A 21,110-nucleotide genomic window follows, 5' to 3' on the forward strand; every position below is an offset into this window, starting at 1 on the left:
CGGGTGCGTCGTGGCCGGTCGCGCAGTTCCCCGCGTCCCCGAGCCGCACCGCGCTTCCGCCACCCGGCAACCTCTGAGAAGCCCCGTGTCCCGGGGCCGGTCGCGGTCAGATCCCGCCCTCCTCCCGCCGGTGGATCTGCTCGACCAGCTCCGCGGCCATGCGTTTGATCGTGTCGAGCCCCGCCCTGCCCCAGCGGCGCGGCTCGACGTCCACCACGCAGACCGTGCCGAGCACCATCCCCGTACGGTCGATCAGCGGCGCGCCCAGATAGGAGCGGATGCCGATCTCCTCCACCACGGGGTTGCCCGCGAACCGCGGATAGTCGCGGACGTCCTCCAGGACGAGGGCCTTGCGGCGCACCACGACGTGCGGGCAGTACCCGTGATCGCGGGCCATGTAGCGGTCCGCCGGGCGAGCGGGTCGCTCCGGAGCGTGCAGTCCCGCGAAGAACTGTCTGTTCTCGTCGATGAAGTTGACCATCGAGTAGGGCGCTCCGGTCAGCTCGGCGAGCCGGTCCGCGAAGGCGTCGAAGGCCGGTTCGGGACACTGCCCGATGCCGAGCCCGCGCAGCCGCCGCACCCGCGCCGGAGCCTCCGTGTCCACCGGGGTGAGCAGCAGCCGCCCTGTCGGGTCGTGTGTCACGTGTGCGCTCCGTGGCTGGCGGCCGGGGCGTGGTTGAGGAGGTGCTTGACGAGGATGAGGAGGGTCTGGATGCCGGAGCTTGAGATGCGCGCGTCACAGCGCACGACCGGCACCTGCGGGTCGAGGTCGATCGCGGACCGCACCTCCTCCGGTTCGTAGCGGTGGGCGCCGTCGAATTCGTTGATCGCCACGATGAATCCCATGCCGCGCTGCTCGAAGAAGTCCACGGCGGCGAAGCAGTCCTCCAGGCGCCGGGTGTCGGCGAGGACCACCGCGCCGAGGGCTCCTTCGGAGAGTTCGTCCCACATGAACCAGAACCGCTCCTGTCCTGGCGTGCCGAAGAGGTACAGCACGTGCTGCGGGTCGAGCGTGATCCGTCCGAAGTCCATGGCGACGGTCGTCGTGGTCTTGTTCTCCACGCCGGACAAGTCGTCGGTGGCCTCGCTGACCGTCGTGAGCAGCTCCTCGGTGCTCAGCGGCGCGATTTCGCTGACCGCGCCCACGAAGGTCGTCTTGCCGACCCCGAAGCCACCCGCCACCAAGATCTTCAGTGCGGTGGGGAAGGGGTCAGAGCTGTCGTCGTAATCCATCGAGCACTGCCTCCAACAGGGACCGGTCAGTCGGGTTGTGGTACAGGTCCGGGGCCTTCTGGGTGAGGGCCCCGCAGTCGAGGAGATCCGAGAGGATCACTTTGGCCACGACCGCGGGCAGTCTCAGCTGCGCCGCGATCTCGGCGACGGAGGTGGGCGCCTCGCACAGGCCGAGGGCCGTGGCGTGCTCGGGCCCGAGGTAGCCGAGCGGGAGGGCGCCGGTCGCCATCACCAGGGAGAGCAGGTCGAGTTGGCTGGTCGGTCTGGTCCGTCCGTTGCTGACGGTGTAGGGACGGACGAGCCGTCCCGCGGCGTCGTCGAGCCAGGGCCCGTCGTGCGGGGCCGCCATCCTCAATGCCTCATCGGCGCGGGTTCGCCGGCCGGTTGCCGGGGCGCGGTGATCAGGTACGGCCGTACGCTCTTGACCAGCATCGCCATCTCGTAACCGAGGACGGCCGCGTCGGCGTCACGCCCGGCGAGCACGGCCAGACAGGTGCCCGAGCCCGCGGTGGAGACGAAGAGGAGCGTGGAGTCCAGTTCCACGACGACCTGGCGGACGTCCCCGCCGTCGCCGAAGCGGATGCCCGCGCTGCGCCCGAGCGAGTAGAGCCCCGAGGCGAGGGCCGCCATGTGGTCGGCGCTGTCCGGGTCGAGGCCGTGCACCGACTTCACGAGCCCGTCGGAGGAGAGCAGGACGGCGCTGTGGGTGTGCGGCACGCGCTGCACGAGGCCGCTCATCAGCCAGTCGAGATCGGATACATGGCCGGTCGGCGCATCGCTCGCCATGGTGGATCGACTCCTTGAGGTACGGACGTACGTAGATCTGCGGGGGCGGGGGCGGGGGCAGGGGTGGGGGACCGGGGCCCGGCCCGGTGCTGGTCAGGCGCCGTGTCCCGGCCCGTCGTGCGGGGCGTCGGCCGGGCGCTCCCACGAGGTGGGATCACGCGCGTCCTGTGCCTGGGCGAGGCCGATGCCGCGCTGGAACGCGGCCATCAGTCCGGGGTCGTGGCCGACGACCTGGTCGGGATCGGGCCGCGGCGCCGGTGAGTCCCGCAGCTGGGGTGCGATGTGTTCCTGGGCGCGCCGTTTGGGGAGCCGGGGCCTTTCGACGCGGCCGCGCACGGCGCCGTTGCGCGGTGTCGGCGGAGCGGCGGCGTGCTCGGTGACGGCCTGCCGGTCCTCGGGCCGGATGCCGGGCGTGGCGTCGGCGGGCGTCGGCCGGTCCTCGCGTGCGCCGCGCACGGGGAGGGGGGCGGGCCGGGTGCCGTTCGCGGCGCGCGGCGGGGGCGGCACGGGGACGGGTTCGGGGGTGGGGGTGGGGGTGGGCGTGGGGCGGGGCTCGGTTCGGGACTCGGGCACCGCGCCCGGTGTGCCACCGTGGCCTTGTCCGGCATCGTGTACGCCTTCTCGTACGTGCCCGGCGGCGCCCAGCGACGCCGCCTCGGCGGCCGGTCGGCGCCGGGTGACCTGCGCCGCCTGCTGCTCGGCGCCCAACAGCTCCTGCGGCAGGATCAGTACGGCCTGGACACCGCCGTAGATGTTGGTCTGCAGCCGCACCGCGACGCCGTGCCTGCGGGCGAGCGCGGAGACCACGTAGAGCCCGATGCGGCCGTCCTGCAGCAGGTTCGCGACGTTGACCTGGTCGGGGTCGGTGAGCAGCCGGTTCATCTTCGTCTGCTCGGCGACGGGCATGCCGAGGCCCCGGTCCTCGACCTCCACGGCGAGCCCGGCGGTCACGAGGTTGGCGCGGAGCAGGACCTGAGTGTGCGGCGCGGAGAACAGCGTGGCGTTCTCGACGAGTTCGGCGAGCAGGTGGATGACGTCGGCGACGGCGTGTCCGCGCAGGGTGCCGTCGATCGGCGGGACCAGTTTGACGCGCGAGTACTGCTCGACCTCCGCGATGGCCGAGCGCATCACCTCGGTCATGGAGACCGGGTTGCTCCACTGGCGGCGCGACACGGCGCCGCCGAGCACGGCGAGGTTCTCCGCGTGCCGGCGGATGCGGGTCGCGAGGTGGTCGACGTGGAAGAGGCCCTTGAGCAGTTCGGGGTCCTCGACCTCGTTCTCCAGCTCGTCGAGCAGCGAGATCTCGCGGTGCACGAGGGACTGCAGGCGCCGGGCGAGGTTGACGAAGACCTCGACCTTCTGTTCGCTGCCCGCGTGGCTGGAGAGCTGGGCGGCCTGGACGACAGCGCCGACGGCGACCTGATGGGCGCGGTTCAGCTCGTCGGCGAGCAGGTCGAACTCGTCGCCGCCGGGCCGCGCTCGGGCCGGTGTGCCGGGGGCCGACGCGCCGGGAGCCGGTGGCTGGTCGCCGCGGCGCAGCTGTTCGACGACACCGCGCAGTTCGGTCTGGCTGCGCGCGGTGGCGCGGCGCAGCACGCCGACGCGGTCGTGCACGGACCTGGCGGCGCGCTCGGCGGCGACGGCGGCGAGCGCGATGCCCACGAGCCCGACCAGCGCGGCGGCGGTCAGGACGACGAGCAGGGCGGGACTCGGCCGGGAGCCGGTCGAGCGGAGAGTGAACAGCACGGCCGCGCAGGCGCTCAGGCCCACGGCGACGGCCGGCAGCACGGCGATCCGCAGGAGCTGCGGGCGTATGTGCGTCTCGGGCAGTGCGGCGGCGGTCCGGCTGCCGGGTCTGCCGTGCCGGCCGCCCTCACGGCGGTCTGCGCGGGCGGCCGGTGCGCGTAGGTGAGACATCTGCGTCCTCGGTACGTTGCGACGAGGGGGTCCGGCGGTCGGCCCGACTCCTCTTTGCGGCGTGGTTGCGGCATCGCCGTGCCGGGTCGGCGGGTCGCGACGTCAGCCCTGCGTCGTGATCCCTGCGTCGCCCGACGGCCACTCACGGTAGTCGGCAACGCATCACGTGCGGTGGGCAGTTGACAAAGTCAGCGGTGCAGCGTCCCGCTCTGGTATGACGCCTCGCACGGGGATCCGATTACCGTCGTACACAGGCGCGATACGCGGATCGCCCTGCTGTAATGACCGAATGCACCTCAACCCTTACGGCACGGACGCCGTGAACCTGGCCGCCGACCTCGCCAACTCCCGCCCGGCCGGCGCGGAGGAGCTCGCGGACCGCTGCCGCGCCGCCGGACTCACCCTCGAACGCCCGGTCGACGCGGACGACTTGGCGCGCACCCAGGAGGCCCTGGACGCCTGGGAGAAGGTGGTCGACGCCACCGCCGAGAGCGAACGCGCCGAGCTGGTCAACGCCATGCTGGCGGCGGCCGCCGCCCACCCGCGGCTGACCGACCACGCGGGCAACGGCTGGCATCTGCACTACCGGGAGGACCGGCAGCCGCTCGGCGCCCTGCTGTTCTCGCTGATCTCCGTCGGCACCGCGCTGCATCTGGCGGGGCGGGGCATGCACCGGCTGCGGCGGTGCGCCGTGACCGAGTGCACCACGATCTTCGCCGACACCTCACGCACCGGACGGCAGCGCTACTGCTCGCAGCGGTGCGCCAACCGTGACGCGGTCCGCAGGCACCGCGCACGGGCGGCGTGAGCGGGGCCGCCCGCCGCCGACGGAGCCACCGGCGGGGCTGCTACCCGACGGGCGCCGTCTCGTGCTCCCCGCTGTCCGTCTTGGGCCCGGCGATCGCGCGGACGACCATGGTCGACGACCCCGGCCAGCCGCCGTCCGGCTCGACCGCGACGCCGCGCCACCACAGCGTGCCGGGCAGCGACCCCGCGCCGGGCTCGAAGGGCTCGCCGGGACAGGGCAGCGCGATCGCGGCGTCCGCGCGGCGCGCGGCGGCGACCGTGCCCTCACCCGGCTCCGACCAGGCGTGCGGGGCGAGGTTGAACGTCCCCCAGTGGATCGGCAGGAGCACCCCGCGTGGCTCACCGCCCTGGAGGTCCAGGTGCGCCCGCACACCTTCCTCGGGCGTCATGTGGATGTCGGGCCAGAATTCGCTGTAGGCGCCGATCTGGATCATCGTGACGTCGAACGGGCCGTGCTCGGCGCCGATGTCCTGGAAGCCCTGGAAGTAGCCGGTGTCCCCGCTGTGGAAGACGCGGTGCTCCGGCCCCGCCACCACCCAGGACGCCCACAGCGTGTGCTGCTGGTTGCGCAGGCCACGGCCGCAGAAGTGCCGTGCGGGGGTGGCCGTGAGGGTCAGCCCTGCCACCTTCGCCGTCTCGTGCCAGTCCAGCTCGCGGAGCCGGTCCGCCGGCACGCCCCACCGCTCCAGGTGGGCGCCGACGCCGAGCGGCACCGCGAACACCGTGTCCGTACCGGCCAGCGCCTTGATCGTGGGCATGTCCAGGTGGTCGTAGTGGTCGTGGGAGATCACCACGACGTCGACCGGGCCGAGCGCCTCCAGCGGCACCGGGACCGGGTGCAGCCGCTTGGGCCCGGCGAAGGAGAACGGCGAACACCGCTCGCCCCACACCGGGTCGAAGAGCACCCGCCGCCCGTCGATCTCGACCAGGACGCTGGAGTGGCCCATCCAGGTGACCCGCAGACCGTCGGCCGGCGGCTTGGCGAGGTCGGCGAGGGTGGTGGCGTGCACGGGGACCGTGCCGGCCGGCCCACGGCGTACGCGCTCTTCCTTCCGGAAATAGACCTTGGCGAACTCCATGGTCGAGCCGGTCGGCCGGGTCCGCGCCCCCACGGGGTTCTGGAAGGACCCCTCGGCCACGGAGAAGTTCGGCGATCGGCGGATCCGGGCCAGCCGGGCACCCGCGGGGTCCGCTCCAAAGGCAGCGGATCGCAACGAGCGAAGCCCGGGGATCAGGAACCGGGACACGGGACCTCCTGAGGGGGGTGGATAGGCCTCCCCATTATGTCCACCGGCCCCGGGAGCGTGCTGGGCGGGCGCCCGTCCCGAGCCGCCGGGCCAGGACCGGGGCCGCAGCCGGCCCTCCTCGGCCGGCCGGCCACCGGCCTCATCACCGCACACACCCGCACGGCGGCACCCCATAGGAATCTCCTATGGCCCCTGCTGACATTTGGTCTTTGTCGCCCGTTCTTTCGCGGCCGTACGGTGAAACAGCTCGACGAGGCGCCGTCGCGAATTCCCCGAACTCGCTTTCCGCGCACGCCTTTTCCTGTTCCGTCGGGCGAACATCACGTAACGAGAGGACCAGTGGAATGACCACGATCGACAACGGCTCGGAAACCCAAGAATTCGCGGGAAAGCGGGCCCTGGTCACAGGCGGTTCTCGCGGAATCGGCGCGGCCGTCGTACGCCAACTCCTGGACGCCGGCGCCCAGGTGCTCACGACCGCCAGATCGGCGTCGAGCACGGTGCCGGAAGGCGCCGCCTTCGTGGCGGCCGACGTGCGGACCCGGGCCGGCGCCGAGGCGCTCGCCGCGTCCGTGGAGGAGAAGCTCGGCGGGGTGGACGTCGTGGTCCACAACGCGGGCGGAGGCCGACCGTACGAGAGCACCTCCGCCATTCCCGACGAGGAGTGGCAGGACGCGCTGGAGCTGAACTTCCTGGCCTCGGTGCGGCTGGACTCGCTGCTGGTACCGGGGATGCGGGACCGGCGTTCGGGGGTGATCGTGCACGTCTCCTCGGCCGCGGTCCCCGCCACGCCGCCGCCGTTCCTGCCCTACACGGCGGCGAAGGCCGCTCTGGAGAACTACAGCCGGGGACTGGCCTCGGAGCTGGCGCCCTTCGGGATCCGGGTCAACACGGTGACTCCCGGCAGGGTCGCCACGCCGGGCGGCGAAGCGACGCGGGAGCAGTGGGCGCGCCTCGACCCGTCACAGGGTCAGGGCGCCGGCACCGTGCCGCTGGGGCGCGACGGCCGGCCCGCGGACATCGCCCACGCGGTGCTGTTCCTCATGTCCGACCGGGCGAGCTGGCTCACCGACAGCAGTCTCGTCGTGGACGGAGGTGAATTCCCCAGAGGCTGAACCGGACCAGGTTTCCTTGCCCAGGAGTGCGAGCAGGGCCTTCTCCGCCGGGCCCGCGCCGGCCCGGAGCACGGCGATGACGGGCTGGGCGACGGCCGGCGACACCGGGCGGACGAGGGGCTCGTGACCGTGGGGCACCGCGGAGGCCGGCACGAGCGTGACGCCCAGTCCGTGGGCGGCCCAGCGCACGGCCGTCGCCGTCTGGGACACGCGGGCGGCCGTGGTCGGGGTGAGGTCGTTGTCCCGCAGCACGCTCAGCAGGACGCCGTCGAGCGCGCTGTCGCGGTCGAACCTCACCCACGGCTCGCCGTCCAGTTCGCGCAGCTCGACCCGGTCCGCGGCGAGCTGCCGGTGCCCGTCGGCGAGGACCACGACGAACTCCTCGTCGCCGAGGTGGTGGGCGTCGGCGGGGCTCCGCTCGCACGCCGCCATCAGGGCGAGGTCCACCACGCCCCGGCGGCACAGCCGCTCCAGCTCGGCGGAGCTCGGCTCCTCGAAGACGGTGACCTCCAGCCGGGGGAAGCGGCGGCGCAGCGCGCCCAGCGCGCCCGGCAGCTGCCGCGTGCCGAAGCCCATCTGCACCGCGACCACCAACTCGCCCACCAGCTCGTCGGCGCCGGCCCGCGCCGTCGCCCGCGCCCGCCGCGACGCGCTCACCGCGACCTCCGCCTCCCGCAGGAAGGCGCGGCCGACCGTCGTGGGCACCAGGCCGGTCGGGGTGCGGGCGAAGAGCTGCACGCCGAGCTCGCGCTCCAGGCCACGGATCTGCTGGGACACCGACGGCTGTGCGACGTGCAGCAGCTCCGCCGCCGCCGTCACCGACCCCTGCTCGGCGACGGCCAGGGCGTACTCGTACTGACGAAGGCTCATCGGCCGCCGTCCCCCCTTCCTGCGACGGACCGCGATCGCGGTCCGCCCCGTTGTCATCCCCCGGTCGTACGGGCCCGCCCGCTCAGGAAGCGGCCTCGATGTGCAGCTTGAGGGTGTCGAGGTTGCGGAAGCCCTTCGCCTCCACGTGGTCCCCGGAGCTCTCGCCCCGCAGGCGCCGCCCGATCCACGGCACCAGATACTCGCGCGCCCAGTGGATGTCGTCGCGCCGCACCTCCAGCGTGCCGCGCGGCGGCATCGGGGGCCAGGCCTGGTCGGGGTCCGCGGGCACGTCGAGGCCCAGGACCTGAGCGGCCCGCAGCGCCACGCGCGTGTGGCCCTCGGCGGAGAGGTGCAGCCGGTCGCCGTCCCAGGCCCGGCGGTCCTGGACGGTCCTGAGGGACCACAGGTCGAGCACGGGGCAGCCGTACCGGTCGGCGATGGCACGGACGTGCATGTTGTACGTGGCGATCTTGCCGCGCAGATGCTTGAGCACCGCGACGCCACGGGTGTCGAAGCCGGTGGTGACCATGACCGTGCCGACCGCCGACGTGAGGTCGGCGACGGCCCGCTCGAACCGCTCGGCGACCTCGTCGGGATCGGTGCCGGGCCGGATGATGTCGTTGCCCCCGGCGCAGAACGTCACCAGGTCGGGGGCGAGCTCCTTGGCCCGTGGCAGCTGGTCCTCGACGATCTGGTCGAGGAGCTTGCCGCGGACGGCGAGGTTGGCATACCGGAAGGTGTGCTCGGGTACCCGGTCGTCCAGCAGGACCGCGAGGCGGTCGGCCCAGCCGACGAAGGTGCCGTCGGGGCCCGGGTCGCCCACGCCCTCGGTGAAGCTGTCGCCGACCGCTGCGTAGGAGTTGAATACGCGGTTGTTGTTGGGGTGCTTGATGAAGGTTGTCGACTCTGCGCTCACGACGTCACATCCTTCACCTCTCTAAGTGACCTACGCCACCGTAGGGAGGGGTTGACGGTGGGTGAGATAAGCCACCGGTCAAGATTCACCCAACTCGGAATAAGTGCACGATCCACCTTTCGCTGCACGTCACGCCCGCCGCAGCCGGAACACCGCCGCGTCGAGGTCCCCCTTGAGCCCGGTCCGCAGCCCGCGATGGAGCAGCACCGCGCCCCGGTACGTCTCCCCCGTGTCCGGGCAGAAGTAGGCCGCCGACGGGTCGAGCCCGCGCAGCCGCACCGGCGCCGGTTCCTCCCCGTACGCCTGCGCCCGCAGCCAGGCCAGGACGACGGACTCGTCGTCGCACACATACTGCACGGCGCTCAGTCCCTCCCCCGGCGGACGCAGCCGGTAGAGGTCGCCGAGCTGCACCACGGGTCTGATCTCTTTGTAGAGAGCCACCCAGTCGCGCGCCTCGGCGAGCTCGCCCTCGGTCCACCGCGTGAGGTCACCGCCGATGCCGAGCACCCCCGCCATGGCGCTCACGAACCGGAAGCACAGCGAGCTGGCCCGGCCGTTCAGCTGTGTGTTGGGGCTGTCGGTGACCCAGGCGGCCATCACGCGCGCGGGGTGCAGCTGGCTGAAGCCGTGCTGGATGGCCAGCCGGTCCAGCGGGTCGGTGTTGTCGGACGTCCACACCTGGTCGGTGCGGGAGAGGATGCCGAGGTCGATCCGTCCGCCGCCGCCCGAGCAGGATTCGAAGGCCACGGTGGGATGCGCCGCGCGGAGCCGGTCAAGGAGGTCGTACAGGGCGTGCGTGTGACCTGACCAGAGCTGTTGGGGGTAGGGGGCGCCGGGCCGGCCGACGTCAGTGAAGGAGCGGTTGAAGTCCCACTTCACGTAGTCGATGGGCGCGCTGGAGAGGAGTTGGTCGAGCCGCCGCCACAGGTGGGCGCGTACGTCCTCGCGGGTGAGGTCGAGGACGAGCTGGTTGCGGTACTCCGTGCGCGTACGGCCGCGTTGGTGCTGCACCCAGTCGGGGTGCGCGCGGTAGAGGTCGCTGTCGGGGTTGACCATCTCCGGTTCCACCCAGACGCCGAACCGCATCCCGAGCTCGTGCACCTCGTCGGCGAGCGGGCCGAGGCCGCCGGGGAAGCGGTCCGGGTTGGGGGTCCAGTCGCCGAGGCCCGCCCGGTCGCTCACCCGCTCGCCGAACCACGCGTCGTCGACGACGAACAGCTCCACGCCGAGCGCCGCGGCCCGTCGGGCGAGCTTGCGCTGCTGCCCCTCGGAGATGTCGAATCCGGTGGCTTCCCAGGAGTTGTAGAGGACGGGGCGGGGCGTGTCGGCGTCCGGGATCACGTGGGCGCGCTGGTAGGCGTGCCAGGCACGGCTGGCGCCGCCGAAGCCGTGGTCGGTCCACAGGCCCGCGAAGACGGGGGTGACGACGGCCGTGCCCGGCGCGAGGAGCTGCTGTCCTGAGTCGTCGTGCCCGCTGCCGCCGGTGATCTGCACGGCGCCGTCCGGGAGTTGGTGCACGGAGATGCGCCACGAACCGGACCAGGCGAGCGCGCAGCTGTAGACCTCGCCGCTCTCCTCGGTGGCGTCACCCTCGTCGAGCGCGACCCAGGGCAGGTGGTGGTGGCCGGTGTGGCCGCGCCGACTGCCGATGACCTTCTCGCCGTACGTGAGGTCGGCGCGTGTCAGCCGGGACTCGGCCGCCCAGCGGCCGTGCAGCTGCGAGAGGCGCCAGCGGTCCCGCCGGGGCAGCGTCCAGGTCGCCGGGTCCTCGCGCAGCAGTTCCAGGTCCGGCGTGCCGAACCCGCCCCGGTGCACGAGGATGACCTGCCGCTCGACGACGTCGCCGCGCAGCCGGTAGATGAGCGTGATCTGCAGCTGGTGCACGGAGTCGAGGAAGTGGAGCTGGAGCTCGTCGTCGGCGGCGGCCGCGTTCTCGTACCGCCACTCGGTCCCGCGCACGCCGCCGCCGCGCACCGAGAGGGCCGGCGGCACGAAGCGCGGCCCGCCCTCCACCGGATACTCCTCGCGCCCGTCGAGCCGCGACTCGAAGGGCCGTTCGGGCGGCAGCGGCTCGGCGGCCAGCGCCTCCGCGTCGGCGAGGGCGATCCGCGGCCCCCAGTGGAGATGCAGTAGTTCGTCGCGTTCCGTCAGCCGCAGGGCGTAGCTGCTCCTGGGTCCGGAGAGCAGCCACGTTCGGCCGTCGGCACCGGTCTCGATCATCAGGCCCCCGCCCGATCCATGGATTGCCACTGGGCACGCGCTCGTCCCCACATCGTGCCACCTGGCGCGGCGGCTCACCGGTTGACATGCAGCCAACGGGCTGCCAATCATGGAGAGGCAGCTTTTCGGCTGCATGACTGGGGGTGACGGAGGGTGGACGCGGCGTTCAAGGCATTGGGCGATCCCGTGCGGCGGGAGCTCCTTGACCGGCTGCGGGACCGCAACGGCCAGACCCTGCGGGAGCTGTGCGCGGGTCTTGACATGGCGCGCCAGTCGGTCAGCAAGCACCTGGCCGTGCTGGAGGACGCCCAGCTGGTGACCACGGTGCGGCAGGGGCGGGAAAAGCTGCACTACCTCAACGCCGCACCGATCAACGCCATCGCCGAGCGGTGGATCAGCCGGTTCGACCGCGACCGGGTCAACGCCCTCGCGGACCTGAAGAGAGCATTGGAGCAGACACCCATGGACGACACGGGCAACACAGACAACGCAGACAACACGGACAGCAGGACGTTCGTGTACACGACGTACATCCGCACCACTCCGGAGCGGCTCTGGCAGGCGCTCACCGACCCGGCCTTCACGCACCGTTACTGGGGTGTCAGCTTCGGCACCGACTGGGCGCAGGGCTCCCCGATGACCTGGACCGAGACGGGGGCCACGACCGAGGACCCCGAGCAGGTCGTCCTGGTCCACGAACCGCATCGCCGCCTTGCGTACACCTGGCACACCTTCAGTCCGCAGTGGGCCGAGGCGAACGGCATCGACGAGGAGCTGCGCGCGCGGCTGGCGAGCGAGCGCCGCTCGCGGGTCACCTTCGACCTGGAGCCCCACGGCGACCAGGTCAAGCTCACCGTCACGCACGAGTTCGACGCCGCCGGGACCCTGCACTCCATGTGCAGCCAGGGCTGGCCGGCGATCCTCTCCAGCCTCAAGTCCCTGCTGGAGACCGGCGAACCCCTCGACTGAAGGGGTGATTGTCCCAGGAACGCATGTCGTATCGTCAAAGGCGCACCTACCGGCGAGCCGCGCCGGCCGATGAGCCCGAGGAGAGCCCGTGACGCAGCAGGTCCCGCCGACTGATCTGTCAGAGGTGTCAGCGCTGGCAGAGCCCCAGCTCGCCGGAGTGCGCAACTTCCGTGACGTGGGCGGGCTCCCGACGGTGGACGGCCGGCGCGTCCGTCAGGGCCGCCTGTTCCGCAGCGGTCACCTCGCGCACGCCACGGCGGACGACGCCGCGTTCCTCTCCTCGCTGGGCCTGCACACGATCTTCGACTTCCGCAACGCCGCCGACCAGCGCCTCGAAGGCCCGGACGTCGCGCTGCCGGGCGTACGGAACGTGAACCTGCCGCTGACCGACCCGGCCGACGGCGCCGAGTTCTGGAAGATGGTGCGCGACGGCGACCTCGACCAGCTGCGCTCGATCCTCTCGGACGGCCGGGGCGCGGCCCGGATGGCGGCGGCGTACCGCACGATCATCAAGGAGCGCACCGCCGAGCACAGCAAGGTGCTGCACGCGCTCGCCGAGGACAGCGTTCCGGCGCTGATGCACTGCGCGGCGGGCAAGGACCGCGCGGGTCTGTCCATAGCCGTCACCCTTCTCGCCGTCGGCGTGGAGCGCGACGCGATCGAGGCGGACTACCTCCAGTCGAACGTGAAGCACCGCCGCTACAAGGTGCACCGCTCGGACAACTCCGCGGACGCGATGTCGCCCGAGGTCATGGAGCTCCTCGACCCGCTCTTCGACGCCCGCGCCGAGTATCTGGCGGCGGCCTACGAGACGATCGAGCAGACCTGGGGCGACGTCGACACCTATCTCTCCGTGGGTCTCAAGGTGAGCGCGGAGACCCGTGAGCGCCTCCGCGAGCGCCTGCTCGACTGAGCTACTGGTTCTTCGCGCCCAGCTCGAACAGCAGATAGATGAAGGCCGCGAAGATGTGGCCCACCGCCACATAGATGATCAGGCGGACCCAGAGCGCCCGGGGGAACTTCTCCTCCATGGTGCTGGGCGAGGGCCGTTTCGGCCGGTCCGGTCCCTGCTGTTCCGGTTCCGTCATGTCGGGTCTCCCTGAGTGGGGCCACCGAGGCACAGCGCGGTGGCGGGGCTCTGCAGCAGCGTGTGGACGAAGAGGAGATCGGCGCCGCCCCGGTCGGCGGCGGCGATCCGGTGCGGGGTCAGCGAGTCGAAGTGCGCGCTGTCCCCCGGACCGAGGGTGTGCGCGGTGTCGCCGAGGCGCAGCCGCAGCCGTCCCTTCAGGACGTACAGCCACTCCTCGCCGGGGTGCACGCGCACGATGTCGCCCTGGGCGCCGTGCGGCACGTGCACGCGCAGCGCCTGCATGCCCCGGCCGGAGGCGCCCGCCTGCCAGTAGGTCCAGCCGCCGGCGGCGGTCGGTTCCATGTCCGCCGCGCGGACGACCGCGTCCCGGTCGGCGACCGTCTCGCCGAGCAGCTCCGAGACCGTCGTACCGTAGACACGTGCGAGCGTGAGCAGCATCGGCAGCGACGGCTGGCGCTGCCCGGTCTCCAGGCGGGACAGATGGGCGGGCGAGAGCCCGGCGGTGCGGGCGGCGGCCTCCAGCGTGAGGGACGCGCGGCGGCGCAGTTCGCGCAGCTGGGGCGCGACGGCGGGCAGCGCTTCGGCCGGCCGGGAGGGCTCGACGGGCTCCCCGGACGCGCCGGGCTCGGCAGGGCTCATGTCCCTGATTGAGCCAGACCCTTGCCTCCTGGGCAACTTTCTTGCCCCAGAGGCAAAAGGTCGGCTCGCGCGGCCGGGCCGCGCGGCTCAGCGGTTGGCGACCGCCTGTTTCACCAGCGTCCTGCCGAAGTCCCACATCAGCCCGCCGCCGCTGTGCGCCTCGTCCATCACGGCGGTGAAGGCCGTCACGAACCGGTCCACCTCACGCTCCCCCACGATCAGCGGCGGAATCAGCTTGATGACCTCCAAGTGGTCCCCGGACACCTGGGTGAGGATGCGGTGCTTCTGCAGCAGCGGTACGACGACCATCTGCGCGAAGAGCCCCTTGCGGGCGGCCTGCAGCATCGTCCAACGGCCGCGCAGCTTCAGCGACTTGGGGCGCCCGAACTCGATGCCGACCATCAGCCCGCGGCCGCGCACCTCGCTCAGCAGCTCATAGCGGTCGACGAGGGCGGCCAGCCGGGACCTGAGCAGCTCCCCCGTGACCCGGGCGTTCTCGACGACCTTCTCGTCCTCCATCACCGACAGGACGGCGAGGCCGGCCGCCATGGCCTGCGCGTTCGAGCCGAAGCTCGCCGAGTGCACGAGGACCCGGTCCATCGACGAGTAGACCTTCTTGAAGATCCAGTCCTTGCCGAGCGTCGCGCCGACCGGCACATAGCCGCCCGACAGCGCCTTGGCCACGCAGACCAGGTCGGGCTCGACGCCCTCCTCGTGCTGGTACGCGTAGAACTCGCCGGTCCTGCCGAGGCCCGTCTGCACCTCGTCGGCGATCAGCAGCGCCTTGTGCCGGTGCAGCAACTCCTGGGCGGCGCGCAGGTATCCGGGCGGGCTCTCGTGCACGCCCTTGCCCTGGATGGGCTCGACGATCAGCCCGGCGACGTCGCCCTCCCCCAACTCCCGGCGCAGCGCGTCGAGATCGCCCAGCGGGACCGCGGTGTCCGGCAGCAGCGGCGCGAAGCCGTCCCGGAACCCGTCCTCGCCGTTGACGGAGAGGGAGCCGGTGGTCAGCCCGTGGAAGGCGTGCGCGCAGTAGAGCACCCGCGGCTTCCCTGTCGCGTAACGGGCGAATTTCAGCGCCGTCTCGACGGCCTCCGTGCCGCTGTTGCCGAAGAACACCCGGTCCAGGTGCGGGCTGTGGGTGAGCAGCCGCTCGGCGAGCAGGCCGGGCAGCGGCTGGCAGTCGAACCGGGTGAGGTCGGCGAGGGAGGCGTCGAGGACGTCGTGCAGCGCCTTGCGTACGACGGGGTGGTGCCGGCCGAGGCCCATCACGCCGAAGCCCGCAAGCATGTCGAGGTAGTCGTTGCCCTCCGCGTCCCAGAAGTACGCGCCCTCGGCCCGCTCGTAGACCTTGTCGAAGCCGATGGTGTGCAGCATGCGCGGCAGTTGGTGGTTGAGGTGCCGGGCATGCAGTTCGTACCGCTCGGCTCCCCTCTCCGCGAGGAGCCTGCCGAGGTCGAACTCCTTGGTCATACGCTGTGCTCCTTGCCGGGACCGTACTTGTGCGCGCCCTCCTTGGCCGCCAGCGTGGCGCTGATCCGGCCCGCGATCTCGACCGGGGTGAGACCGAGGTCGGCGAGGACCTCGCCCCGCTTGGCGTGCGCGAGGAACTGCTCGGGGATGCCGAACCGCCGGACGGGGATGTCCACTTCGGCGTCGCCGAGCGCCAGCGCGACCGCCGCGCCGACCCCGGCGGAGCGGCTGTTGTCCTCGACGACGGCGACGACGCGGTGCCCCGCCGCGAGGCCGGGCAGCTCCGGGTCGACCGGCTTGACCCAGCGCGGGTCGACGACGGTGCAGCGCAGCCCGCGCGCCCCGAGCAGTTCGGCCGCCTGCAGACAGACCGGCGCCATCACCCCGACCGCGACGAGCAGCACGTCCGGGTCCGGCTCACGGAACAGCACGTCCATGCCGCCGACGCGGTCCACGGCGGGGATCTCGGGCCCCACCGACTCCTTGGGGAACCGGACGAGGGTCGGCGCGTCGTCCACGGCGACCGCTTCCCGCAGCTGCGCCCGCAGTTGCCCGGCGTCGCGCGGCGCCGCGATCCGCAGCCCCGGCACGACCTGGAGGACCGACATGTCCCACATGCCGTTGTGGGAGGCGCCGTCGACGCCCGTGACGCCCGCGCGGTCGAGCACGAAGGTGACGCCGCACCGGTGCAGCGCCACGTCCATCAGGAGCTGGTCGAAGGCGCGGTTGAGGAAGGTGGCGTACACCGCGACGACCGGATGCAGGCCGCCCGTCGCGAGCCCCGCGGCCGACACCGCGGCGTGCTGCTCGGCGATGCCGACGTCCCACACCCGGTCGGGGTAGGCCGCCGCGAACTTCGTCAGGCCGACCGGGCCCAGCATCGCCGCGGTGATGGCGACGACGTCGTCGCGCTCGGCGCCGATGCGGACGATCTCGTCCCCGAACACGGAGGTCCAGGACGGGCCGTCGGAGGGGGCGAGCGGCTCGCAGGTGAGCGGGTCCATGACGCCCACGGTGTGGAAGCGGTCGGCCTCGTCGGCGAGCGCGGGTTCGTAGCCGCGGCCCTTCTCGGTCAGGCAGTGGACGATCACGGGGCCGTGGAAGCGCTTCGCGCGGCGCAGCGCCGACTCGACGGCGCCGATGTCGTGCCCGTCGATCGGCCCGACGTACTTGAGCCCCAGGTCCTCGAACATCCCCTGGGGCGCGAAGGCGTCCTTGAAGCCCTTCTTGGCGCCGTGCAGCGAATCGTACAGCGGCCGTCCGACGACGGGGGTGCGCTGGAGCAGGTCCTTCCCCCAGGCGAGGACCCGCTCGTAGCCGTCCGTCGTACGGAGGGTGGCGAGGTGGTCGGCGAGGCCGCCGATGGTCGGGGCGTAAGAGCGTTCGTTGTCGTTCACGACGATGATCAGCGGACGGTTCTTCGCGGCCGCGATGTTGTTCAGCGCCTCCCAGGCCATGCCCCCGGTGAGCGCCCCGTCCCCGATGACGGCGACCACGTGCCCCCGCTCGCCGAGGACCTGGCGCGCCTTGGCGAGACCGTCGGCCCAGCCCAGCGCGGTCGAGGCGTGGCTGTTCTCGACGATGTCGTGCTCGGACTCCTCGCGCGAGGGGTAGCCGGAGAGGCCGCCCTTGCCGCGCAGCTTGGAGAAGTCCTGTCGGCCGGTGAGCAGCTTGTGCACGTAGCTCTGGTGGCCGGTGTCCCACACGAGCCGGTCGACCGGCGACTCGAAGACCCGGTGGAGGGCGATGGACAGCTCCACCACCCCGAGGTTGGGCCCGAGGTGACCCCCTGTCCTGGCGACCGCGTGCACCAGGAACTCCCTGACCTCCCCCGCCAGTTCGTCGAGCTCCGCCCTGGAGAGCTTCTTCAGGTCGCGTGGCCCCCGGATGGTGTCGAGAATGGTCATGTTCGAGCCCCCTCTCTGATCGTTCTCAGCTCACGGTGACAGGGGGCGCCCCGGTGGGAGCGCCCCCGTCGGCCCGTTCATGACGTCACCCGCGGTTCCCCGAGACCGTCTCGCGGGCGGCACGGATGGATTCCTTGAGGGAGCCCATGGTGGCGAGGACCGCGGTCGGTTCGTAGCCGCAGTGCGCCATGCAGTTGGCGCAGCGCGGGTCCTTGCCGCGGCCGTACTTCTCCCAGTCGGTCTCCTCGATGAGCTGCCGGTACGTGGGGACGTAACCGTCGCTCATCAGATAGCAGGGCCGCTGCCAGCCGAACAGCGAGTAGTTCGGGATCGCCCACGCGGTGCACGGGAAGTCCGCCTTGCCCTCCAGGAAGTCCAGGAAGAGCGGCGAGTGGTTCAGCCGCCAGCGCAGCCGGTTGCCGCCCGCGAAGGCCTTCTTGAAGAGCTCGCGGGTCTGCTCGACACCGAGGAAGTGCTCCTGGTCGGGCGCCTTCTCGTAGGCGTAGGCGGGCGACAGCATCATCTCGTCGACCTTCAGGTCGTCGTTGAGGAAGTTCAGGACCTCGATGATGGTCTGCGGAGTGTCCGTGTTGAAGAAGGTGGAATTGGTGGTGACGCGGAAACCGCGCTTCTTGGCTTCCTTGATGGCCGCCACCGCCTCGTCGAACACGCCTTCCTTCGCGACGGACTCGTCGTGCCGCTCCCGCATGCCGTCGATGTGCACGGCGAACGCGAAGTACGGCGACGGCGTGAACTTCTCGATCTTCTTGCGCAACAGCATGGCGTTGGTGCAGAGGAAGACGTACTTCTTCTTCGCCACCAACTGCCGGACGATCTCGTCGATCTGAGGGTGCATCAAGGGCTCGCCGCCGGCGATGGAGACCATCGGCGCACCCGACTCAAGAACGGCACCCACGGCCTGGGCCACCGGCATGCGCTGCTTCAGGACCCCGGCCGGGTGCTGGATCTTTCCGCACCCCTCGCACTTCAGGTTGCAGGCGAAGAGCGGTTCCAATTCGACGATCAGCGGAAACTTGTCGCGCTTGCGCAGCTTCTGTTCAAAGAGATACGTAGCTACCTTGATGGACTGACGAAGCGGCATGGCCATCTGGCTCACCTCCGGGGGAGCAGCGAAGAACGGTGCCATTCAAAGAAAGCGGGGAGCACGGCACGAAGAACGCGGAAAGCTGATATTCCACCGCGCACCGTGCCGATGCGGACGAGTTCGTGCTGTGGGGCATCCACGACCACCCGGACGGCGGCAACGGCCCGCTGTCCGGCGCGTACCGCACTGTGCAGCGTGGCGGCGGACTCCATGTCCACGGCGATCGCGCCGGTGGCCAGGAGTGCGCCCCGCTCGGGCCCGCGGACGACGTGGTCGGAGCCGGTGAGCGGTCCGGTGTGCACGGCGCGGCCGGGCACGGCCCGCGTCAGCTCCTCGACCAGCAGACCGGTTCCCGTACAGGGGGTGCTGCCGCGCGCGTCCCTGGTCTCCGCGGCGACGACGAGGTCGCCGGGGTGCATGCCGGGGGCGAGTCCGGCACAGAAGCCGGTGGCCAGAACGGCCGCGTCGCGCAGGGTTTCCTCTCCGAGCGCACCGCTGACGGCACGCTCGGCGTTCTTGGGGCCCATGCCGGTGCGCAGCACGGTCATGGTTCCCGGCGCGCCGCTGCGGTCGCCGGTGCGCAGGGCGAGGCGTTCGATGCCGAGCGCGCAGGCGATCAGCAGCGGCGCGGGTCCCGGCCGCGGGGCCGGGGTCCCGTCCATCAGCTGCCCTTGCCGGGGTGGGCGCCGGAGCCGCCGGCGAAGGGCTCTCCGTGGACGTACCTGCCGAGGGCGGTGAGCGGGAACACCTGCCGGTACAGGTGGTAGTTGATGGAGAAGTCCCAAGGGAAGCCGGTGCCGGTGAAGTACGGCTCGTCCCAGGAGCCGTCCTCGCGCTGCGTCGCGGCGAGCCAGGCGACGCCCCGCTCCACGGACTTGGCCTCGCGCTCGCCCGCCGAGAGCAGCGCGAGCAGCGCCCAGGCGGTCTGCGACGCGGTCGACGTGCCGCGCCCGACCCAGCCGCGGTCGCGGTAGGAGCGCAGGTCCTCACCCCAGCCGCCGTCGTCGTTCTGCACCGACTCCAGCCAGCGCACGGCCCGGCGGATCGCGGGGTGCGAGGCGGGCAGGCCCGCGGTGACCAGCGCGGGAACCACCGACCCCGTGCCGTAGAGGTAGTTGACGCCCCAGCGGCCGAACCAGCCGCCGTCAGGCTCCTGTTCGGCGAGCAGCCACTCGATGCCGCGCCGGGTGCACGGGTCGTGCGTCCTGCCCTCGACGGCGAGCATCTCCACGACGTGCGCGGTGACGTCGGCGGAGGGCGGGTCGATGACCTCGCCGAAGTCGCAGAACGGCAGCCGGTTGGGGAAGGGGCTGGTGTTGTCGACGTCGAAGGCGCCCCAGGCACCGTTCTTCGACTGCATGCCGAGGTTCCAGCGCACCCCGCGCTCGATGGCGTTCTCCAGGCGCGCCCGGTCCGGGTGCGCGACCCGGCGCAGCGCGAGAGCGACCTCGGCGGTGTCGTCGATGTCGGGGTAGTTGTCGTTGTGGAACTCGAACGCCCATCCGCCCGGGGCCAGTTCGGGTCTGCGCACCGACCAGTCCCCCGGCCGCACGATCTGCTCGCTGAGCATCCAGTCGGCGGCCTTCACCAACTGCGGGTGGTCCGCGGGCAGTCCGGCGTCCGCGAGCGCGATGGTCGCCAGGCAGGTGTCCCACACGGGCGACTGGCAGGCCTCGATCATCCGCGCGCCGTCCTCGCGCCACACGGCGAACCGGTCCAGCGAGGCGAGCCCGGCCTTCAGGACGGGGTGCTCCAGGTCGTAGCCGAGCAGGTGCAGCGCGATGACGGAGTAGACGGCGGGCGGCTGGATCCCGCCCCAGCAGCCGTCGTTCTCCTGGCGTTCGATGATCCAGCGGGCGGCGCTGTTCATCGCGGCCTTGCGCAGCCGGCGCGGCGCGACCTTGTGGTAGACGTGCAGCGCCTTGTCGAGCCGCTGGAAGACGCCGTCCCAACTCGCCACCGGCGCCAGGGGCTGGGCGGGGTTCGGGACGCGCGGGTCGGTGTGCAGCTCGTCCAGGGCGAAGGGTGCGGGGCGCACGGGCCGCTTGGCGGAGACGATGGTGAGCGGCACTATGGTCTGCCGCGCCCAGCAGCCGAAGTCGTAGATGTTGAGTGGGACCCACTTGGGGAAGTAGATGAGCTCCGGCGGGAGTTCGGGCAGGTCGTCCCACTTCCACCAGCCGAACAGGGCGAGCCAGATCCGGGTGAAGACCCGGGCCCGGGCGATGCCGCCCTGCTCGCGGACCCACGCGGCCGCCTTGGCCATGTGCGGCTCGTCGGGCCGGTCGCCGGCCAGGCGCAGCGCGACGTACGCCTCGATGGTGGTGGAGAGTTCGCCGGGCCCGCCGAAGAAGGTGGCCCAGGTGCCGTCGTCGCGCTGCTCGCCGCGGATGAAGAGCGCGGCGGCGTGCGTGGTGTGCTCGTCCCGGATGCCGAGGAACTGCCGCAGGAGGAGGTCCTCGGCGTCCATGGTCACATTGGTTTCGAGGTCGCCCTTCCACCAGCCTTCGGCGTCCTGGCGGGAGAGCAGGAAGTCTGTGGAGCGCTGTACGGCGCGCTCGGCGGTCTCACGGGTGCCTGGGGGCGCGGCGACCGTGTCGATGTGGTCGATCCGGTCGACCGGGGTGTCGATCCGGTCGGCGGGCTGGGTGGGCTGGCTGGCCGAGGCTGCGCGGGGCGTGGCCGCTCCGGTGCTTCCGTCGGTCGTCGCTGTCATGGCTTCCCCTTCGTGCAGTGCGGTGGCTACGTCTGCTGTGGGTCCGCCGTCGGGCGGCGCGGGGGGCCGGCCGCGGGCGGGCGCCGGGCCCCGGGGGCAC

At 71.9% G+C, this 21,110-nt stretch carries 19 protein-coding genes and 1 pseudogene; 4 read left to right on the forward strand and 16 right to left on the reverse strand.

The annotated features are described in order from the left end of the window. Positions 1-106: 106 nt before the first annotated feature. From AB0H82_RS30640 to AB0H82_RS30660, 5 genes are all read right to left on the reverse strand, one after another. Positions 107-643, reverse strand: a complete 537-nt coding sequence (locus tag AB0H82_RS30640; RefSeq protein WP_362998456.1) for a GAF domain-containing protein — start codon at positions 641-643, stop codon at positions 107-109. Further along, positions 640-1,233 carry an ATP/GTP-binding protein gene (locus AB0H82_RS30645; protein ID WP_362998458.1) on the reverse strand — a complete coding sequence of 198 codons (594 nt, stop codon included), beginning with the start codon at positions 1,231-1,233 and terminating at the stop codon, positions 640-642. Before AB0H82_RS30645 ends, AB0H82_RS30640 begins: the two co-directional genes overlap by 4 nt. Then, the gene (locus tag AB0H82_RS30650) at positions 1,211-1,582 is read right to left on the reverse strand and encodes a DUF742 domain-containing protein (RefSeq protein WP_362998460.1); all 372 of its coding nucleotides are present in this window, start codon (positions 1,580-1,582) and stop codon (positions 1,211-1,213) included. Before AB0H82_RS30650 ends, AB0H82_RS30645 begins: the two co-directional genes overlap by 23 nt. Positions 1,583-1,584: 2 nt before the next feature. Then, positions 1,585-2,019, reverse strand: coding sequence for a roadblock/LC7 domain-containing protein (locus AB0H82_RS30655; RefSeq protein ID WP_150174647.1), 435 nt, complete (start codon positions 2,017-2,019; stop codon positions 1,585-1,587). Positions 2,020-2,112: 93 nt separating this feature from the next. Continuing rightward, positions 2,113-3,936, reverse strand: a complete 1,824-nt coding sequence (locus tag AB0H82_RS30660) for an ATP-binding protein (protein WP_362998462.1) — start codon at positions 3,934-3,936, stop codon at positions 2,113-2,115. A gap of 289 nt (positions 3,937-4,225) precedes the next feature. Between AB0H82_RS30660 and AB0H82_RS30665 the strand changes: the two genes are divergently transcribed. After that, on the forward strand, positions 4,226-4,744 hold the full coding sequence (locus AB0H82_RS30665; RefSeq protein ID WP_362998464.1) for a CGNR zinc finger domain-containing protein: 519 nt from the start codon (positions 4,226-4,228) through the stop codon (positions 4,742-4,744). A gap of 40 nt (positions 4,745-4,784) precedes the next feature. Here the strand turns inward: AB0H82_RS30665 and AB0H82_RS30670 are convergent, their stop codons facing one another. After that, entirely contained in the window at positions 4,785-5,990 is a 1,206-nt protein-coding gene (locus tag AB0H82_RS30670) for an MBL fold metallo-hydrolase (protein WP_362998466.1), read from the reverse strand. A gap of 344 nt (positions 5,991-6,334) precedes the next feature. On the opposite strand from AB0H82_RS30670, the pseudogene AB0H82_RS30675 reads away from it, so the two are divergent. Beyond that, a pseudogene (locus AB0H82_RS30675) lies at positions 6,335-7,036 on the forward strand (oxidoreductase); the annotation flags it as partial. On the opposite strand, the gene AB0H82_RS30680 reads toward AB0H82_RS30675, so the two are convergent. From AB0H82_RS30680 to AB0H82_RS30690, 3 genes are all read right to left on the reverse strand, one after another. Beyond that, complete coding sequence (locus tag AB0H82_RS30680) at positions 6,953-7,975, reverse strand: LysR family transcriptional regulator (protein ID WP_362998468.1); 1,023 nt, start codon at positions 7,973-7,975, stop codon at positions 6,953-6,955. The pseudogene AB0H82_RS30675 and the gene AB0H82_RS30680 sit on opposite strands and share 84 nt — an antisense overlap. 82 nt (positions 7,976-8,057) lie before the next feature. Further along, positions 8,058-8,891 (reverse strand): SGNH/GDSL hydrolase family protein, encoded by an 834-nt coding sequence (locus AB0H82_RS30685; RefSeq protein ID WP_362998470.1) that lies wholly within the window; start codon positions 8,889-8,891, stop codon positions 8,058-8,060. A 129-nt stretch (positions 8,892-9,020) separates the two neighbouring features. Continuing rightward, positions 9,021-11,111, reverse strand: coding sequence for an alpha-galactosidase (locus AB0H82_RS30690; RefSeq protein ID WP_362998472.1), 2,091 nt, complete (start codon positions 11,109-11,111; stop codon positions 9,021-9,023). A 153-nt stretch (positions 11,112-11,264) separates the two neighbouring features. Between AB0H82_RS30690 and AB0H82_RS30695 the strand changes: the two genes are divergently transcribed. After that, entirely contained in the window at positions 11,265-12,080 is an 816-nt protein-coding gene (locus tag AB0H82_RS30695) for a metalloregulator ArsR/SmtB family transcription factor (RefSeq protein ID WP_362998474.1), read from the forward strand. A gap of 115 nt (positions 12,081-12,195) precedes the next feature. Then, complete coding sequence (locus tag AB0H82_RS30700) at positions 12,196-12,993, forward strand: tyrosine-protein phosphatase (protein ID WP_362998492.1); 798 nt, start codon at positions 12,196-12,198, stop codon at positions 12,991-12,993. 1 nt (position 12,994) lies between these two features. On the opposite strand, the gene AB0H82_RS30705 is transcribed toward AB0H82_RS30700, so the two are convergent. From AB0H82_RS30705 to shc, 7 genes are all read right to left on the reverse strand, one after another. Beyond that, positions 12,995-13,111 (reverse strand): DUF6126 family protein, encoded by a 117-nt coding sequence (locus AB0H82_RS30705; RefSeq protein ID WP_361169991.1) that lies wholly within the window; start codon positions 13,109-13,111, stop codon positions 12,995-12,997. 53 nt (positions 13,112-13,164) lie between these two features. Beyond that, positions 13,165-13,809, reverse strand: a complete 645-nt coding sequence (locus AB0H82_RS30710) for an XRE family transcriptional regulator (protein ID WP_362998476.1) — start codon at positions 13,807-13,809, stop codon at positions 13,165-13,167. 87 nt (positions 13,810-13,896) lie between these two features. Next, positions 13,897-15,282, reverse strand: coding sequence for an aspartate aminotransferase family protein (locus AB0H82_RS30715; protein WP_362998478.1), 1,386 nt, complete (start codon positions 15,280-15,282; stop codon positions 13,897-13,899). Beyond that, positions 15,279-17,189: a 1-deoxy-D-xylulose-5-phosphate synthase gene (dxs, locus tag AB0H82_RS30720; RefSeq protein WP_362998480.1), complete on the reverse strand. Its 1,911-nt coding sequence runs from the start codon at positions 17,187-17,189 to the stop codon at positions 15,279-15,281. The genes AB0H82_RS30715 and dxs overlap by 4 nt, the downstream gene beginning before the upstream one ends. An 85-nt stretch (positions 17,190-17,274) precedes the next feature. Further along, positions 17,275-18,297, reverse strand: a complete 1,023-nt coding sequence (hpnH, locus tag AB0H82_RS30725) for an adenosyl-hopene transferase HpnH (RefSeq protein WP_362998482.1) — start codon at positions 18,295-18,297, stop codon at positions 17,275-17,277. 5 nt (positions 18,298-18,302) lie between these two features. Then, positions 18,303-18,956, reverse strand: coding sequence for a 1-hydroxy-2-methyl-2-butenyl 4-diphosphate reductase (locus AB0H82_RS30730; protein WP_362998484.1), 654 nt, complete (start codon positions 18,954-18,956; stop codon positions 18,303-18,305). Then, positions 18,956-21,010 carry a squalene--hopene cyclase gene (gene shc, locus AB0H82_RS30735; protein WP_362998486.1) on the reverse strand — a complete coding sequence of 685 codons (2,055 nt, stop codon included), beginning with the start codon at positions 21,008-21,010 and terminating at the stop codon, positions 18,956-18,958. The genes AB0H82_RS30730 and shc overlap by 1 nt, the downstream gene beginning before the upstream one ends. Positions 21,011-21,110 lie beyond the last annotated feature (100 nt).

The sequence above is a fragment of the Streptomyces sp. NPDC050732 genome (genome assembly GCF_040654255.1).
Taxonomy (GTDB): domain Bacteria; phylum Actinomycetota; class Actinomycetes; order Streptomycetales; family Streptomycetaceae; genus Streptomyces.